The organism is Mesorhizobium sp. B2-4-13 (assembly GCF_006658535.1).
Lineage (GTDB): Bacteria > Pseudomonadota > Alphaproteobacteria > Rhizobiales > Rhizobiaceae > Mesorhizobium > Mesorhizobium australicum.
Genome location: NZ_VFVB01000006.1, coordinates 112,610 through 128,144 on the forward strand (window position 1 = coordinate 112,610; position 15,535 = coordinate 128,144).

The 15,535-nt window shown below is 61.0% G+C and carries 19 protein-coding genes, 1 tRNA gene and 1 pseudogene; 13 read left to right on the top strand and 8 right to left on the bottom strand.

The features are described from left to right. Positions 1–53: 53 nt before the first annotated feature. Positions 54–296: a hypothetical protein gene (locus FJ936_RS17730; RefSeq protein WP_141906837.1), complete on the top strand. Its 243-nt coding sequence runs from the start codon at positions 54–56 to the stop codon at positions 294–296. Then, a complete protein-coding gene (locus FJ936_RS17735; RefSeq protein ID WP_140794042.1) occupies positions 296–577 on the top strand; it encodes a hypothetical protein in 282 nt (93 codons plus the stop codon). Before FJ936_RS17730 ends, FJ936_RS17735 begins: the two co-directional genes overlap by 1 nt. A 312-nt stretch (positions 578–889) precedes the next feature. Here FJ936_RS17735 and FJ936_RS17740 read toward each other — a convergent pair whose 3' ends face one another. Together FJ936_RS17740 and FJ936_RS30925 are read right to left on the bottom strand one after the other, a co-directional pair. Then, a complete protein-coding gene (locus tag FJ936_RS17740; protein ID WP_140794040.1) occupies positions 890–1,450 on the bottom strand; it encodes an EF-hand domain-containing protein in 561 nt (186 codons plus the stop codon). A 146-nt stretch (positions 1,451–1,596) separates the two neighbouring features. After that, positions 1,597–1,747: pseudogene (locus FJ936_RS30925) on the bottom strand (IS110 family transposase); the annotation flags it as partial. 815 nt (positions 1,748–2,562) lie between these two features. Between FJ936_RS30925 and FJ936_RS17750 the strand changes: the two are divergent. From FJ936_RS17750 to FJ936_RS17765, 4 genes are all read left to right on the top strand, one after another. Then, positions 2,563–2,868: a hypothetical protein gene (locus FJ936_RS17750; RefSeq protein WP_141906838.1), complete on the top strand. Its 306-nt coding sequence runs from the start codon at positions 2,563–2,565 to the stop codon at positions 2,866–2,868. 106 nt (positions 2,869–2,974) lie between these two features. Next, complete coding sequence (locus FJ936_RS17755) at positions 2,975–3,337, top strand: hypothetical protein (protein WP_140794036.1); 363 nt, start codon at positions 2,975–2,977, stop codon at positions 3,335–3,337. A 16-nt stretch (positions 3,338–3,353) separates the two neighbouring features. After that, positions 3,354–3,560: a hypothetical protein gene (locus FJ936_RS17760; protein ID WP_140794034.1), complete on the top strand. Its 207-nt coding sequence runs from the start codon at positions 3,354–3,356 to the stop codon at positions 3,558–3,560. Between the two features lie 159 nt (positions 3,561–3,719). Further along, complete coding sequence (locus FJ936_RS17765) at positions 3,720–4,136, top strand: DUF305 domain-containing protein (protein WP_140794032.1); 417 nt, start codon at positions 3,720–3,722, stop codon at positions 4,134–4,136. Between the two features lie 671 nt (positions 4,137–4,807). Here FJ936_RS17765 and FJ936_RS17775 read toward each other — a convergent pair. From FJ936_RS17775 to FJ936_RS17785, 3 genes are all read right to left on the bottom strand, one after another. Then, a tRNA-Gln gene (locus FJ936_RS17775) sits at positions 4,808–4,881 on the bottom strand. Then, positions 4,867–5,055: a hypothetical protein gene (locus FJ936_RS17780; RefSeq protein ID WP_140794028.1), complete on the bottom strand. Its 189-nt coding sequence runs from the start codon at positions 5,053–5,055 to the stop codon at positions 4,867–4,869. Before FJ936_RS17780 ends, FJ936_RS17775 begins: the two co-directional genes overlap by 15 nt. A 3-nt stretch (positions 5,056–5,058) precedes the next feature. Then, a complete protein-coding gene (locus FJ936_RS17785; RefSeq protein ID WP_140617091.1) occupies positions 5,059–5,991 on the bottom strand; it encodes a lysylphosphatidylglycerol synthase domain-containing protein in 933 nt (310 codons plus the stop codon). 352 nt (positions 5,992–6,343) lie between these two features. Here FJ936_RS17785 and FJ936_RS17790 point away from each other — a divergent pair, with 352 nt between their 5' ends. Together FJ936_RS17790 and FJ936_RS17795 are read left to right on the top strand one after the other, a co-directional pair. Then, the gene (locus FJ936_RS17790) at positions 6,344–7,705 is read left to right on the top strand and encodes a Ppx/GppA phosphatase family protein (protein ID WP_140794044.1); all 1,362 of its coding nucleotides are present in this window, start codon (positions 6,344–6,346) and stop codon (positions 7,703–7,705) included. A gap of 25 nt (positions 7,706–7,730) precedes the next feature. Continuing rightward, positions 7,731–8,528: an RlmE family RNA methyltransferase gene (locus FJ936_RS17795; protein WP_015318290.1), complete on the top strand. Its 798-nt coding sequence runs from the start codon at positions 7,731–7,733 to the stop codon at positions 8,526–8,528. 129 nt (positions 8,529–8,657) lie between these two features. On the opposite strand, the gene FJ936_RS17800 is transcribed toward FJ936_RS17795, so the two are convergent. Beyond that, positions 8,658–10,079 (bottom strand): MFS transporter, encoded by a 1,422-nt coding sequence (locus FJ936_RS17800; protein WP_140617090.1) that lies wholly within the window; start codon positions 10,077–10,079, stop codon positions 8,658–8,660. Positions 10,080–10,320: 241 nt separating this feature from the next. On the opposite strand from FJ936_RS17800, the gene FJ936_RS17805 reads away from it, so the two are divergent. The 5 genes from FJ936_RS17805 to FJ936_RS17825 all read left to right on the top strand — a co-directional run bounded on the left by FJ936_RS17805 (position 10,321) and on the right by FJ936_RS17825 (position 13,675). Then, complete coding sequence (locus tag FJ936_RS17805) at positions 10,321–10,566, top strand: type II toxin-antitoxin system prevent-host-death family antitoxin (RefSeq protein WP_140787681.1); 246 nt, start codon at positions 10,321–10,323, stop codon at positions 10,564–10,566. Continuing rightward, on the top strand, positions 10,563–11,018 hold the full coding sequence (locus FJ936_RS17810; protein ID WP_015318287.1) for a PIN domain-containing protein: 456 nt from the start codon (positions 10,563–10,565) through the stop codon (positions 11,016–11,018). Before FJ936_RS17805 ends, FJ936_RS17810 begins: the two co-directional genes overlap by 4 nt. A 135-nt stretch (positions 11,019–11,153) precedes the next feature. After that, on the top strand, positions 11,154–12,656 hold the full coding sequence (gene guaB, locus FJ936_RS17815; protein WP_015318286.1) for an IMP dehydrogenase: 1,503 nt from the start codon (positions 11,154–11,156) through the stop codon (positions 12,654–12,656). Positions 12,657–12,687: 31 nt separating this feature from the next. After that, the gene (locus FJ936_RS17820; protein ID WP_181763149.1) at positions 12,688–13,230 is read left to right on the top strand and encodes a hypothetical protein; all 543 of its coding nucleotides are present in this window, start codon (positions 12,688–12,690) and stop codon (positions 13,228–13,230) included. A 25-nt stretch (positions 13,231–13,255) separates the two neighbouring features. Then, positions 13,256–13,675: an MAPEG family protein gene (locus tag FJ936_RS17825; RefSeq protein ID WP_140617086.1), complete on the top strand. Its 420-nt coding sequence runs from the start codon at positions 13,256–13,258 to the stop codon at positions 13,673–13,675. 46 nt (positions 13,676–13,721) lie between these two features. Here FJ936_RS17825 and rnd read toward each other — a convergent pair whose 3' ends face one another. Next, a complete protein-coding gene (gene rnd / locus FJ936_RS17830; protein WP_140787677.1) occupies positions 13,722–14,873 on the bottom strand; it encodes a ribonuclease D in 1,152 nt (383 codons plus the stop codon). Positions 14,874–15,094: 221 nt separating this feature from the next. Beyond that, positions 15,095–15,514 (bottom strand): hemin receptor, encoded by a 420-nt coding sequence (locus tag FJ936_RS17835; RefSeq protein WP_140787675.1) that lies wholly within the window; start codon positions 15,512–15,514, stop codon positions 15,095–15,097. Positions 15,515–15,535: the final 21 nt, after the last annotated feature.

Here is a 15,535-nt window from a genome sequence, read left to right on the forward strand (position 1 = left end):
CCAGGAACAAAGTGGTTCCGCTAATGTTGGGAGAAAAATTAGCGGAGACTAATATGAAATTCTTACCCGTTCTGGAACCGTGCGACACATGGGCGGTATTCGACACCACGAGCGACGAACCGGCCGAGTTTGCAGGTGAGTGCCTCATTGGTCTGACAAAGGCCGCCGCTATTTGGCTCTCGGCAAGAGCCAGCGACGATGAAAGAAGAAACCGTTGCCGGCATGCATCGAGCATCAGCGTACTGGGTAGCGGTGGGTTTCTTCAGCAGCAACCGCGTGAACAGTCGTGGGGGTGATGAGTGACGAGGCCATGGCCGCCATATTGGCCTCACGCGATGATGAAGTGCAGGTCCTCGGTGTATTCGACGCAGCGAACAAGAAAGAAGCCGCCCTTGAACTTCGCCGTCTTGGAGAGGCAGTTCACTTTTTGGCCAACGCGTGGGTATTGGGCTACGACGTTCGTTCTGCGATAATCTTTCATGGAGTTGCGGGAGCGCCAAACTTGAGGGCGAAACAATGTGAGCAACTTTGGGCGAAACATGGCGCGCTGCTGGTAAAGTCGGACTGCAGTTCTTGAGGGGCGGCTTGTCGGTGACAGACTGGCCCGACTGTGTCTGCGAGTCCTAACGGCTGGCCCGGCCTCGCTCGATCAGACTGCTTTACGGATGACCGCCTTGAACGGATCCATGTGAGGACATCTGGCCGGATGCCCCGATCAACTTGACCTCAGGTCACTGGATGGACGATTGGGAACCGGCAGCGTGCTCGGGGGGAGAACGCGCCGGCGGCCGTATTGCCTCTCCCCAAAGCGCCTCATGGCGCCTGTGGTGTTCGCCAAACTCCGAGCCGCTTTTTGACTAGCCGGATTTCAAGCTAAGACACTAGCCAATCACGGCATTTCTTCACGACCGCCAGAGCCATGCGAGAAGGACTGGATTTCATCCATGTCGATCTTCCCGTCACCGTTCTGGTCGATTGCAGAGAAGATTCTGCCGACAGCCTCCTGGACCTCGTTCTCGGACAGCGATCCGTCACCATCCGTGTCCAGAAGCGCCAGTACAAGTCGCATCCCGGTGCCGCGCATCATGCGAGGACCATGATTTCCGACCATTCCATGCTCACCGGCCGGGCCGCCATTGCGGTGCCGCTGCCAACCGTCTCGATGACGGGAAGCTTCCTCTTGACGGTTGTCACCCTCCTCCTGCCGATTGTTGCCTTCGTTAAAGCTCCGATCCTGTTGCATTCTCTCCTGGACGGCTTGCTCAATCATCTGGCGAATCATTTCATGCGTCGGCCCACCCGTCTGTCCGCTCACATCCGGCAGTTGCCCAGCTCCGGGCTGTTGGGTCGCCGGGGTTGGTGCAGGTGTTCCGTTCGTCTGGGCGAGCGCAGGGAAGGCCGCGAACATCAAAGCGGCGGCCGCGGTGGTCGTGCAGCGTGGAAATCTCATGACATGCTCCATTGGTTGGTCGTGGTCTGCCTCAAACTGATTGGCTGGCCCCCAACTTGGAGTTCATTCCGATTGTTCCTCCCTGGAGATCGGGTCACGATGAAGTTACACGACCATGGAGTATGGGCTTCAACATACTGTGCCGACAGCAGCCGCACGTCATGGCCACGTGCAGTCAATTCTCGCCCAACAATGCAATGAGCTGCAGGCTTCGATCCCGACCAGGCAGCGTGGCAGGCCCTCGAAGAATGGCAGCACGCGCCCACGCGTCAGCTTCCTGCGAACGACAATCTCACCTCGTGGACTTGCAGAATCGGCAGATGCGGCGGCCTCATGCGAGCCGGCCGGGGCGAAATCATCCGTAGGACATCCAGTTTGGCTGGGGAACCTGGATCTTCGGTAATCCGGCCGACGATGTGGTGACGCTGGAACCCTAACCGGCCGGATCCTCGACGCCGACCAGAAGCCCGCCGCTCACCCGGCGGGCTTTCTAAGTGTAGCGGCCTACTACCGCACCTTTCTCTTTCGACGCATCATCGTCATGAGCAGCACAAGAATCATGGTGGCCATGTGCGGATCGATAGCCAATCGGAAAACGAGTTGGGTCATGTTATTTCTTTCTGCCGGGTCGGCATTTGGGCTTCGTGCGTCGCGGATTCGCGAGGCCACCGCCAAGTGTCGGGCGCGAATGGTTGGCGCCACCACTGGCGCGCAAATGGCGGCGTCCGCATCGGCTTACGATAGCTGCCGAGCCGTTATCTATAGGGTGCACGCATGGGAAGCACGGACCAATAGCCCGCCGCTCATCCCGGCGGGCGTTTTCGTTTGTCCTTTGGGACACGGGCGCGATAGCTTAACTTGCGCAGGCGCTCGGAGTGACAAATGATTCTCGCAGTGAAAATAGCTGTGTTTGTAGGTGTTCTATTTAATTTTATCGGCTCGATTATGTTGCTACGCGATTTCCGCGACATGGTTCAATTGCCATTTTTTCGTTGGCGCACAAAACACCTTAAAGGTCAGCTAGACAAGAACATCCGAAAGCGTGGCGTTAATTATTCATCATTGCTCTATCGAGCAATGCAGAGACATGGGGTATCCCAGACCTTTAGTCTATGGCGGATCATCCGCGCACCGAAGATTTGCGTCAATTAATGCTTTTAAACAATGAACACGATAGTTTTCGCCGCTCGCTCGGCCTTCAGCCCTATTTGATAGTCGATACCCATAATCTTAACGCGTCGTCAGTGGACTATAGCTTCCGCGAGATCGAACAGCATCTTAACGAATGGGAGAAGCAACCCGATCCGGAGGAAAGCACCGATCGGACTAGGGCGATAAAACTCTTCGTTTGGGGCTTTGCATTGCTGCTATTGGCGGCTTTTCTGGACCTTTTGGCTTACGCGTTCGGAATATCTTAGAGGATGATCCCGCCGCTCACCCGGGCGGGCTTTTCTTGCGCGCTCTTGACCACCCAGCACCGAAGCGTAATGCCTTAGGCCATGGCATGCAGGGGGGTGACGGGCAATGATCGGCAAGGCATTCATCGATCCGGAGACCGACAGAATTTACCACGTAACCGGCGTCATGCCGGCGCACCACGATATTGTCGCGACAGGAGGCGCGCTGATCATCACGCAAGAGAGTCTTGAGGCTCGGCTGGCAACAAGCTTCGAAGCCGACGAGCTTGAGGGCAAGCTTGCTTTCCGCGTGGAGGTAATCATACGGGCCGGCCTGTATCGCTATCCCGCAGGCACGCCGTTTGTCCTCTACCGGGTTGCGGACTGGAAAAGCGGAAAGGTATGGGCGACACCGCTTCGCCAGTTTCACCACGAATTCCAGCCGCTCGACGGCGACTTTATCGAAGCTGTTGCCGCCGAACAACGTTAAGAAGGCGCAAATAATCGTGGAGATCATCATCGCCATTGGCGCTATATGGTTCACGTTCCAGCTTGTGGTGATGGTCCTCGGGCACTTTGCAATGTGGCGGGAACGAGCCAAGAATCCGGGGGCATTCGATGAGAAATATCCCGGTATTCCTAATTGGGACAACAACCGCGATACGCGCGAACACAACGATTATCATTCGGGCGAGTCCGATAATCGCTGGTAACTTCAAGAGTCTGTTCCCTATGATGCTGCTCGTTGGCGGTCCTCACACATCGCTGCTTTGTGCTCGCCCATTTGGCAATGTCACGGGAGTTGACGAGCGATTTGGGCGATCTACCTTCTTTGTCTGCTCTGCACGCAACGACTTGATAGGAGACCACCAATGCGGTTCAAACGTATTGCCCTAGCCACCCTCGCTTTCGGGAGTCTGACCGTCGCTGCGACGGCACAAGAGGCCGCGCTGCCTGACGCTTGTAAGATGGCGGGCGCCACTATGGACATGAGCCACCAAGGCGGTGGCATGCAGTCGGAGCAAATGGACGCGGCTCATAAAGATATGATGGCTGGCATGGATGTAATGCAGACCAACATGATGATGGGCATGATGGCGAAGGACATCGATGTAGCCTTTGTCTGTGGAATGATTCCTCATCACCAAGGCGCGATCGACATGGCCAAGGCCGAACTGGCTCACGGGAAAAACGCATGGACGAAGAAGATGGCCCAAAAGGTCATTGACGCTCAAACCAAGGAAATCGGGGAGATGAAAGACTGGCTTGCGAAGCACAAGCAGCAATAGCAATGCCCAACGGCCTACCGCTTGGGCATTGCCCCTGCGGTTCTTGCATTGGCTGACGGTCGGAATCCTGGCCTCGCAAATCGTCATCACTTTAGGGCCGATGAATGAGCGCGGCGCATTCGCCATGCGATGGATGCCTACACATGTATCCCTTGGCGTTGCGATTTTCGCCCTGTGCATATGCAGGATCGTATTCAGGTTGGTGACGTCGGTGCCGGGCCGTCAGAGCACAACAGCGGTGGCTGTCCACGTCGGATTGTATGCCACTCTGCTTGCGTTGACCGTCACCGGTTGGCTTTGTCACCAGCCCATGCCGTTCATGTCAGCGCCCAAGCTTTTTGGATACCTCCCGATCCCGTTCGCTCCGAAAATTCCGCAGCTGGGAACAGCCCGCCTGTTGGCCCTGCATACCGCGCTCTTTTGGACGTTTTGTGGGATGGCGCTAGTTCACATCGCTGCCGCACTCGTCCATCTCCTGCTTCTAAGAGACGGGGTTTTTGAGCGGATGACCGTCCAGCGGCAAAAGCGGAACTAGCGAGCCAGGGCGACGTTCATGGGGTGCGAAGTAGGGCTGGGAGTTAACACGTTCCGGTTTCATGCGCCGGAAAACTGTTCCGGTTAGGATTATTCTGGAGCGGCTAAGCGATTGTCTTTATTGCAAAAAGCATAGTTGGCTGGGGAACCTGGATTCGAACCAGGACTAACGGAGTCAGAGTCCGTGGGTCTACCGTTAACCTATTCCCCAGCAGGCGTGACAATCACCGTAAAAGTGAAAACCGCGCGGGCCGAACGGCTGAGCCGCTTGAGCGCTGCCTTGTAGCCGCCAGTGGAAAATAGTCAAGTCTGCTTTGCGGTTCAATTGCCAGGTTTCATCACCGGTTCCGAACACCAGCTTTTCCCGTGGCGTGCGAACCTCCAAGCCTCAGCTCTCCTTGCGGCTGAACTGTGAGCGTTCGAAGAACAGCACGATGCCCAGGCCCAGAAACAGCGGGACGATGAGATAAAACAGCCGGAACACCAGCAGCGCCGCCACCACGCCGACCGGATCCATCTCGGAAAGCCCGGCCAGGAACACCACCTCGAACACGCCGAGGCCGCCTGGCGCGTGCGAGATCTGGGCGACCGAGAAGGAGACCAGGAAGACGCCCAGCACGACGAAATAGCCGGGATTGTGCACCTCGGGCAGGGCGAAGAAGATGATCGCCGCGGCCGCGAGCAGCTCGATCGGGCCGATCAGCAACTGCCTGGCGACGATCGGCAGCGCCGGATAGTGCAACTGAAACCCGGCGATCCTCAGCGGGCGCAGGTGCAGCCAACTGCCGAATACATAGGCTGCGATGAGGACCAGCATCGCAATGCCTGCCGCCTCCGACAGGCCGTGATGGGCAATGCCGGAAAAGCGGTCGATGATCCGCGGCTCGAACACCAGCACAAGGCCGGAGGCGAGTAACGTCGACAGCACGAAGGTTATCCAGCAGATCGCCACCAGCACGCCGACTTCCTGGCCGGTCAGCCCCCTTGTGCCGTAGGCACGGTAGCGAATGACGGCGCCGGAGAACACCGAGCCGCCGATATTGTGCGACAGCGCGTAGGTGGTGAAGGAGCAGAGTGTCACGAACAGCCACGACACCTTTTTGCCAATATGCAGCAGCGCGATGTGATCGTAGCCGGCGAGCGCGGCATAGGCGACGACTGAGCTCAAGCCCGCCAGCATCCAGCCACGAGTTGGAATGGCCGCCAGCCCGTCCCAGACGTCGTCGAGCGAGATGCCGCGCAATTCATGCCAGAGCAGCAGCAGCGAGAAGATCACCGCGCCGATGCCGACGACCGGCCAGAAATAGCGTTTCCAGTTCATTGCCCGACTGCCATGCGTTGCGTATCCGCTTCCTTTCCGTCGAGAGGCCGTCCGCCCCGGATTCCCCATTCATTTCAGAAATGCCTCATTGAAGCCGGCTATTCAACCGCGAACCCTTGTCGCGCCTGATGCCATTCTTGTTTGCCTTGCGCCGCGACGGTGTTGCGCTACCAGCCCAGCCTTGCCGGTGCATTACGCCAGTGCAAAAACAAGCCCGCGCACCCGGTCGGCAAAATTCAGCGTGCGGCTCTTGGTGATCGGGCACGGCACTGTTAGTCTGGCGGCAACTTGAAACATGCCAAAGCGCCTGCTGCGTCCGTCACCGGTTCGCGCGGCGCCGGAAGGAACGACAGTGGAAGACCGCGACACCGGCGCAGGCGCGCCGGAGGTGGGCGCGTCCAGCGCTTCCCTGGGGCCATCAGGCCCGGGGACAGCCGGTTGGCAGCAACGCCGCCCAACGGAGCCTCGCTCCGTGAAAAGGCAGGCTGGCGACGCGACCCAGAAGGGCAAGCCCAAGAAACGGCGCAAGCGAAGGCGTGGGCGCAAGGTTTTTGCGCGCGACGAGGCGCGCCCCGGGGACAATCTATCGCCGGTGCAAGGCAAGGCTCATGTCGCGGCGGTGGATTTGAAGCCTGTTGCCGCTGTCACAATCTCGCCCGCCGTTGCAATGCCGCGTCCCGAGCAAGGCCACCGCCGGCCCCCGGTGCACGAGCTTCCCGTCTTCGCCGCGCTCGACCTCGGCACCAACAATTGCCGGCTGCTGGTCGCCGTTCCCACACGTCACGGCCAGTTTCGCGTCATCGATGCCTTCTCGCGCATCGTCAGGCTGGGCGAGGGGCTCACCGCCAATGGCCGGCTCGGCCAGCCGGCGATGGACCGCGCGGTCGAGGCGCTGAAGGTCTGCGGCGATAAATTGCGCAGCCGCAAGATCAGGAAGGCAAGGCTGATCGCCACCGAAGCCTGCCGAACAGCCGAAAACGGCGTGGAGTTCCTCGATCGTGTCGAACGCGAGGCTGGCCTGAAGCTCGAGATCATCGACCGCCAGACCGAAGCCCGCCTCGCGGTTTCCGGCTGCGGTTCGCTGGTCGAGCGCGACACGCAGGGCGTTGTCCTGTTCGACATCGGCGGCGGGTCTTCCGAGATCGCGCTGATCGATCTCTCCGGCCGCCGTTCGCCGCGGCTGGCCAATCACATCGTCTCGTGGACCTCGCTGCCGGTCGGCGTTGTCTCGTTGGCGGAACGCTTTGGCGGCCGCACCGTGACGCGCGAGATATTCACCGCCATGGTCGACGACGTCGCCGGCAGGCTGGCCGCTTTCGATGGCCGCGATCGGTTGAGCCATCTCAAGGCCAGCCCGAATTTTCATCTGCTGGGCACTTCGGGCACGGTGACGACGCTGGCCGGCGTCCATCTCGACCTCGAGCGCTACGATCGCCGACGGGTCGATGGCCTGTGGATGGACCGCGACAGCGTCGACCGCATGGTGGAGAAACTGGTCGGCTGGGATTTCCAGCAGCGCTGCGCCAACCCCTGCATCGGCGCCGACCGCGCCGATCTCGTGCTGGCCGGTTGTGCCATCCTCGAAGCAATCCGCGCCGTCTGGCCCTCGGAGAGGCTGCGCGTCGCCGACCGGGGGTTGCGCGAAGGAATATTGAGTGAGCTGATGGCCGATGACGGCGTCTGGCGCAATGACGGGCGTGCCAGGGCATCATGATCATGCTCAAACAAGAAATCAGGCAATGACGAAGAAACCAGAAAAGCCAGGATCCGCCAGCATTCGCGTGCTGAAGACGCGGATCAAAAAGAAAAGCGGCCTGAAGGAATCGTCGCGCCGCTGGCTGCAGCGCCACATCAACGATCCCTATGTCCAGCGCTCCAAGGCCGACGGCTATCGCTCGCGCGCGGCCTACAAGCTGATCGAGATCGACGACAAGCACCACCTCTTGAAGCCCGGCATGAAAGTAATCGATCTGGGTGCCGCCCCCGGCGGCTGGTGCCAGGTCGCGGCCGCGCGCACGAAATCGACGGCCGAAAACCCGCATGTCATCGGCATCGATTATCTCGAAATGGACGCCGTGCCCGGTGCGCCGGTGCTGCTGATGGATTTCCTGGACGCCGACGCGCCGCAAAGGCTGGCCGAGGCGCTGGGCGGGGATCCGGATGTCGTGCTGTCCGACATGGCGGCGCCGACCACCGGCCACAAGCGGACCGACCATATCCGCACCATGCATCTGTGCGAGGTGGCGGCCGATTTCGCGCTCTCGGTCCTCAAGCCGGGCGGCCATTTCCTCGCCAAGACCTTCCAGGGCGGCGCCGAAAATGAGTTGCTCTCCATGCTCAAGAAGAATTTCCGCTCCGTCCATCACGTCAAGCCGCCGGCCTCACGCGATGAATCGGTGGAGCTCTATCTGTTGGCCAAGGATTTTAAGGGGCGAGAGTCCGGTCCGCCGCCAGGCGGATCGGAACGTCCAGTGGACGTTCCGAAGGACTCGAGCGCCCCGAGCCATAGCGAAGGGCCGGGGGACGCCGACGGCTGAAAGGCCAGCTCCCCGCCGGTCCGCCGCCAGGCGGATCGGAACGTCCAGTGGACGTTCCGAAGGACTCGAGCGCCCGGAGCCATGGCGAACGGCCGGGGACGCCGCGGCTGATCGCTCTACGGCGACTTATCACTCTCCCGGCGATCTGACGGGTTCCAGCGTCTTCGGCGTCGTCAGCCGGCCATGGCCGGAGACGGCGTTACCGGCGTCGGGCGCCATCCGCATGAACGACAGCGACGCCGCCGCCGACACCGCCGCCACGATGAAGAAGGCGGTATGGAAGTCGCGCAGCGTCAGCGGGCCGCCATGGATCGAGGTCGAGACTTCCAGAATGCCGCCGGCGAGCGCCACGCCGAGCGCGATCGAGAGCTGCTGGAACACCGCCGTGATCGGCGTTGCCTTGCTGGTATCCTCGGCCGACACCTCGGCATAGGAGAGCGCGTTGACGCCGGTGAAGAACATCGAGCGGATGAAGCCGCCGACCAGCAATATAGCCAGCATCAGCGCGTAAGGTGTTTCGGGGGTGAAGAGGCCGTAGATGGCGATCGATGCGGCAGCGACCAGCGAGCCGACGATCAGCACGCGGCGAAAGCCGACAACGCGGAAGATCAGCGCGGTGACGAATTTCATACCGATGGCGCCGATCGCCGAGACAAAGGTGATCATGCCGGACTGGAACGGTGTCAGCCCGAAACCGATCTGGAACATCAGCGGCAAAAGGAACGGCACGGCGCCGATGCCGATGCGAAACAGCGAGCCGCCAAGCACCGACGACCGGAACACCTGGTTACGGAAGAGTTCGAGCGCCAGCAGCGGATTTTTGGCGCGGCGCGCATGCATGAGGTAGAGCGCGCCCGACAGCAGTCCCACGGCGATCGTGATGAAGCCGGTCGCCGGCGGCAGATAAGGCAGGCTGACCACCGACAGGCCAAAGACGACGCCGGAAGCGGCCAGCCCGCTTAGCACGAAGCCGACGAAATCGAGCGGCGGCGTCTCGGTTGCCTCGGTTTCGGGCAGGAAGCGGGTGGCAAGCCAAATGCCGATCAGGCCGATCGGGACGTTGATCAGGAAGATCCAGTGCCAGGTGAAGTAGGTGGTGATGAAGCCGCCGATCGGCGGACCCACCAGCGGGCCGACCAGTGCGGGGACGGTCAGCCACGACATGGCGGCGACCAGTTCGCTCTTGGGCGTGGCGCGTACCAGAACCAGGCGCCCGACCGGGGTCATCATGGCGCCGCCAATGCCTTGCAGGAAACGCGCGACCACGAAGGCGGGCAGCGAACCGGAGAGGGCGCAGGCCACCGAACCGGCAATGAACACTGCAATCGCGGCACGAAAGATGGTCTTGGCGCCGAAGCGGTCGGCCATCCAGCCGCTGATTGGAATGAAGATCGCCAGCGACACCAGATAGGCCGTCAGCGCCAGTTTGAGCGCGATCGGGCTGGTGTGGATGTCGATGGCGATCGCCGGCAGCGATGTCGCGATGACGGTCGAATCCATGTTTTCCATGAAGAGAGCGACCGCCAGGATGAGCGGAATGGTGCGGTTCACAAGACGCGTCCGGACTGATTCTCTGTATCGTCGGCTGGGGCATGCCGGCACGCACGGCGGTTATCACGGGCAGAGGGTGATGTCGTGTTAAATTGCTGTCACTTTTGTGCGACTGCAAGGATGCGGCCTTTCGCTTTGGCATGCCCCATGCTGGCAGAGATCCCTGCCAGGCAAGGGACACCTTGCATGGAGCGACACACATAATTATTGTAGTGAATATAACTACTATGGAGCCATTGCCGTGGAAAAAGCTGTTTCGGCGGCCGATGCCAATCGCAGGTTTTCTCTCCTACTGCGCGGCGTTCGCGAAGGACAAAGCTACGTGGTGACCAGTCACGGGCGTCCGGTCGCTCGGATCGTGCCCGCGGATCATCAGAAGGGTGTGGCTGCCCGATCGCGCACGGCGTTGTTGTCGCGCCTTGAGCGCCAGCCTGTCATGAATGCCGGGCAGTGGACGCGCGATGAGCTTTATGAGGACGAGCGTTGAAGATCGCGCTCGATACGAATATCCTTGCTTGCGCGGAAGGGGTGAACGGTGCGGAGAAGCGCGATATCGTTCTCGAATTGCTGCGCGATCTCCGGCAAGATGACGCGGTTATTCCTGTTCAGGTTCTTGGTGAACTCTTCAACGTTTTGATCCGCAAAGCAGGAAGACCGCCCCTGGAGGCACGGGATGCCCTTCTGAGCTGGAGCGACGCATTTTCCGTTGCCGCGACGACGCAAGACGTGATGATGATGGCCGCTGATCTGGCTACCGATCATCGACTCAGCATTTGGGACTCGGTCATTTTCTCCACGGCCTCGCAAGCTGGCTGTCGGCTGCTGGTCTCGGAAGATCTGCAAGACGGCTTCACATGGGGCGCGGTCACTGTCGTCAGTCCTTTCGCAGCGCCGCGTCACCCATTGCTTGATGCTCTAGCGGGGAAGCCTGGCGACTAGAACGCGGAACGACGCAACGATCGGCTTTTCATCCGTCCCGCGACGTGTTACCAGCCACCGCCAATCCTGAAAGGGAATAACGAGTCGGCGCTGTCCATTCCGGTCCAGCGCTTTTTCGCATTCAAAGGGCTGGCCATGGCAAAAATCATCGAAACGTCCACCGGCGCACTGGCGCTGACCTTTGACGACGTGCTTTTGCAGCCCGGTCATTCCGAGGTCATGCCCGGCCAGACCGACATCCGCACTCGCATCGCCGGCGACATCGACCTCAACGTGCCGATCCTGTCGGCGGCGATGGACACGGTCACCGAGGCAAGGCTTGCCATCGCCATGGCGCAGGCCGGCGGCATCGGCGTCATCCATCGCAATTTCTCGCCCGCCGAACAGGCCGAGCAGGTGCGGCAGGTCAAGAAATTCGAATCCGGCATGGTGGTCAACCCGGTCACGATCGGACCCGACGCCACGCTCGCCGACGCATTGTCGCTGATGCGCACCTATTCGATCTCGGGCATTCCGGTGGTCGAGAATGGCGGCGCCGGTGGCCACAAGACCGGCCGGCTGGTCGGCATCCTGACCAACCGCGATGTGCGCTTCGCTTCCGATCCGGCGCAAAAGGTCTACGAATTGATGACCCGTGAGAACCTGATCACGGTCAAGGAGAACGTCGACCAGGACGAGGCCAAGCGGCTTCTGCACCAGCACCGCATCGAGAAGCTGGTGGTGGTCGACAAAACGGGCAATTGCGTCGGGCTGATCACCGTCAAGGACATCGAGAAGTCGCAACTCAACCCGCACGCCACCAAGGATGCGCAGGGGCGCCTGCGCGCCGCGGCCGCCACCAGCGTCGGTGATGACGGCTTCGAGCGCGCCGAGCGTCTTATCGAGGCCGGCGTCGATCTTTTGGTGATCGACACAGCGCATGGCCACTCGCAGCGTGTGCTGGACGCGGTGACGCGGGCGAAGAAGCTTTCCAATTCCGTGCGCATCTTGGCCGGCAACGTCGCCACCGCGGAAGGCACGCGGGCGCTGATCGACGCCGGCGCCGACGCCGTCAAGGTCGGCATTGGTCCGGGCTCCATCTGCACCACCCGCATTGTGGCCGGGGTCGGCGTTCCGCAGCTTTCGGCCATCATGTCGGCGGTCGAGACAGCGCACAAATCAGGCGCCTCGGTGATCGCCGACGGCGGCATCAAATATTCCGGCGATCTCGCCAAGGCACTCGCCGCCGGCGCCAGCGCCGCCATGATCGGCTCGCTGCTTGCCGGAACCGACGAAAGCCCGGGCGAGGTCTATCTGCACCAGGGCCGCTCCTTCAAGGCCTATCGCGGCATGGGCTCGGTCGGCGCCATGGCGCGGGGCTCCGCCGATCGCTACTTCCAGGCCGAGGTGCGCGACACGCTGAAACTGGTGCCGGAAGGCATTGAAGGGCAGGTTCCCTATAAAGGACCCGTGTCTGGCGTGCTGCACCAGCTTGCGGGCGGGCTGAAAGCCGCTATGGGTTATGTTGGTGGCCGCGACCTTGCCGATTTCCGCGACCGCGCCACCTTTGTGCGCATATCCAACGCCGGACTTCGTGAAAGCCACGCCCATGACGTCACGATTACCCGCGAAAGCCCCAACTATCCCGGCGGAGCCTGATTCTTCCGGGCTTTGGGCGAACTTGACCGCCATGGTGCTGCGCTTGTCGCGCCATGTGGGGGCGCTCTGCTTCCTCTCGGTGGCGGTTTTTGTCGCCATGACGGGGATGGAGTTCTTCTATTTTCGTCGACTGAGCGGGGGCCTGGCTTCGCTCGACATGCGTTATTTCGGATTCACGCCCGACGAAGGCATGGCCTGGTTGACGGCGCTTGGCCGGCGCGGCAGCGAGATCATCCTGGTCTGGCACTACCTGACCTTCGATCTTCTGTTTCCGGCGCTGTTGTCGCTGACGCTGGTCAGCCTGATCCTGGCAACTGGCCGGCACCTGAAGAATTTCCGCGTGCTGCCGGCGCAGATGCAGGCGGTCTTCGCGCTGATCCTGGTGCTGCCCTATACGCTCGCCGACTACGCCCAGAACATCGCCGTGGCGCGCCTTCTGTCCGATTTGCTCTACGCCAATCCGGACTCGCTGTCCTTTGCCTCGGCGCTGATCGTCACCAAATTCGCGCTTCTCGCCGTCCCGGTCATCGTCATTGCCGCTTTCTGGCTGGCGGGCCAAAGACGTCGGAGTTGAAGCGGAGCAGGGCAGGGGCGGCTTCATGAACCAGACCACGATCTTCTGGCCAGTGCTGGCTCACGTGCTGCTGATCTACATCGTTTATATCGTCATGGGCCGGCGCCGCTATGTTGCTGTCAAGTCGGGTGAAGCCAAGGTCGGCCAGTACAAGGTTCGTTCGACCGAGCCGGCCTCTACTGTCACCGTCGCGAACAATTTGATCAACCAATTCGAACTGCCGGTGCTTTTCTACGTGCTGTGCCTGACACTGCACATGACCAACGGCGTCAATTACATCACCCTCGCACTGATGTGGATTTTTGTCGCGTCGCGCTATTTTCACGCCTGGTTTCACCTGACCAGCAACAAGCTGCTGGTGCGCAACCGCTCCTTCGTGCTGGGCGCGGTGGTGCTGGCGCTGGGCTGGATCTGGTTGGCCCTGCACTTGCTCGCGATCGTATGAGCTGCGCCAATCACCTCTCCAAAAGGGAAGGGGGAAAGGCCGGCGCTTATAGATCGAACACCGCGATCTTGCGATTGTCGAACTTGATGCCGATCTCGCCGCGTACCAGCTTCAGCGCGTCTTCGCCGAACACGGCGCGCCGCCATCCTTGCAGCGCAGGCACATCGGCATCCTCGCCCTCGGCGGCGATGCGATCGATGTCATCGCTGGAGGCCAGCACCTTCGAGGCGACGCCCTGTTTTTCGGCGACGATCCTGAGCAGCACCTTCAACAGTTCCGCGGCCGCATTCGAGCCCTCGGGCGGCTGGAAGTTTTTCGGCAGTTTCGGCATTTGCTCCTTGGGCAGGGCGAGCGCGGTGTTGACCGCGCCGAGCAATGCCGTCGCCGTCGAGGAGCGTTCCCAGCCTTTTGGCGTGGTGCGCAGCTTGGCAAGGGCTGGCGCATCGCGCGGTCCTTGCTGCGCGATTTCGTAGATCGCGTCGTCCTTGAGCACACGGCCGCGCGGCACGTCGCGCTCGCGCGCCTCGCGTTCACGCCATGCCGCCACGGCCTGCACGATCGCCAGTTCCTGGGGCTTGCGAAGCCGCATCTTCAGCCGCTTCCAGGCATCCTCGGGGTGCGGATCGTAGGTTTCGCGCGAGGTCAGGACATCCATCTCCTCATTCAGCCAGTGGGCGCGGTTTTCCCGCGCCAGCTCGGCGCTGAGGTGCTGATAGACCTCGATCAGATGGGTGACGTCGGCCAGCGCATAGTCGAGTTGCTTGTCGGAAAGCGGCCGATGGCGCCAGTCGGTGAAGCGCGACGACTTGTCGAGGCGCGCCCCGGTAATGCGCTGTACCAGCTGATCGTACGAAACGCTGTCGCCGAAGCCGCAGACCATCGCCGCCACCTGGGTATCGAACACCGGGTGCGGAACGAGGTCGCCGAGATGGACGATGATTTCGATGTCTTGGCGTGCCGCATGGAAGACTTTGACCACCGCTTCGTTGGCCATGAGCCTGAAGAAGGGAGCCAGGTCGATGTCAGGCGACAGCGGATCGATCAGCGCGGTTACGCCGGGAGCGGCCATCTGGATGAGGCACAGGATAGGCCAGAAGGTCGTTTCACGGATGAATTCGGTGTCGACGGTGACGAAATCCGACTTTTCGAAAGCGGCGAGAACGGTCTCGAGTTCTTTCTGGGTGGTGATGACGTGCATCAAATCGCTTTTGGCAGGAGTAGGGTCTTCCTAGATTTCAGCCGGGAAGGCTTTCGTCAAGCGCCGGTATCGGCGTCGTGACGCGGCTGGGCCGCCGGAATCGCCGTTTTTGTCACTCGGCCGAGCGAAACTGGCCGAAATTCACAACAGGTGCGGCGAAGCGACAGCCTTGGCCCAGGAACATTCCCCGTCGGATTGAGTCTCCGCCGGGAGGCGGTCATTCAATCTGCGTCGACGTTCAGCGCTTTCATCGATGCCGCATACGTGACAAACGCTTCGATATTTTCTTTGGGATAGCCAAGAAGTGTGCCTTCCAGTCTCGCCAGATCATTTGACGTGAAGACGCTAAAGGCCTCTCCGCTCCGGCACATTCGAGAGATCAGCAGGCTGAGCTTGCAGCGCCATTCCTCGGTCGGCAGGCAGTAGCGACGCTCTTCGATGGAGGTTGCAGGGTCGACATAGGTGAATATGAGAATACGCTCTTCATCGACGAAGGGCTTGAATTGCGCGTCGCCAATGTCTTCGGCGTCCATTCCCGGTTCCGCTGCGAACAAGGCCATCGGCTTCATGCCGCTGAGCATCAGTTCCAGCTCGCGGTGGTTATGTGGCCCAATGCCGGATGGGAGCGTGCGTTTTGGCATCGGGCGTCTCCGGATTGCGTC

Bases quoted from the DNA above. Each gene is read 5' to 3' on its own strand.
- guaB (WP_015318286.1), top strand. From the start codon at position 11,154: ATGGCAAAAATCATCGAAACGTCCACCGGCGCACTGGCGCTGACCTTT.
- FJ936_RS17735 (WP_140794042.1), top strand. From the start codon at position 296: ATGAGTGACGAGGCCATGGCCGCCATATTGGCCTCACGCGATGATGAA.
- FJ936_RS17795 (WP_015318290.1), top strand. From the start codon at position 7,731: ATGACGAAGAAACCAGAAAAGCCAGGATCCGCCAGCATTCGCGTGCTG.
- FJ936_RS17740 (WP_140794040.1), bottom strand. From the start codon at position 1,450: ATGAGATTTCCACGCTGCACGACCACCGCGGCCGCCGCTTTGATGTTC.
- FJ936_RS17785 (WP_140617091.1), bottom strand. From the start codon at position 5,991: ATGAACTGGAAACGCTATTTCTGGCCGGTCGTCGGCATCGGCGCGGTG.
- FJ936_RS17730 (WP_141906837.1), top strand. From the start codon at position 54: ATGAAATTCTTACCCGTTCTGGAACCGTGCGACACATGGGCGGTATTC.
- rnd (WP_140787677.1), bottom strand. From the start codon at position 14,873: ATGCACGTCATCACCACCCAGAAAGAACTCGAGACCGTTCTCGCCGCT.
- FJ936_RS17825 (WP_140617086.1), top strand. From the start codon at position 13,256: ATGAACCAGACCACGATCTTCTGGCCAGTGCTGGCTCACGTGCTGCTG.
- FJ936_RS17835 (WP_140787675.1), bottom strand. From the start codon at position 15,514: ATGCCAAAACGCACGCTCCCATCCGGCATTGGGCCACATAACCACCGC.
- FJ936_RS17820 (WP_181763149.1), top strand. From the start codon at position 12,688: ATGGTGCTGCGCTTGTCGCGCCATGTGGGGGCGCTCTGCTTCCTCTCG.
- FJ936_RS17765 (WP_140794032.1), top strand. From the start codon at position 3,720: ATGCGGTTCAAACGTATTGCCCTAGCCACCCTCGCTTTCGGGAGTCTG.
- FJ936_RS17750 (WP_141906838.1), top strand. From the start codon at position 2,563: ATGGCGGATCATCCGCGCACCGAAGATTTGCGTCAATTAATGCTTTTA.
- FJ936_RS17755 (WP_140794036.1), top strand. From the start codon at position 2,975: ATGATCGGCAAGGCATTCATCGATCCGGAGACCGACAGAATTTACCAC.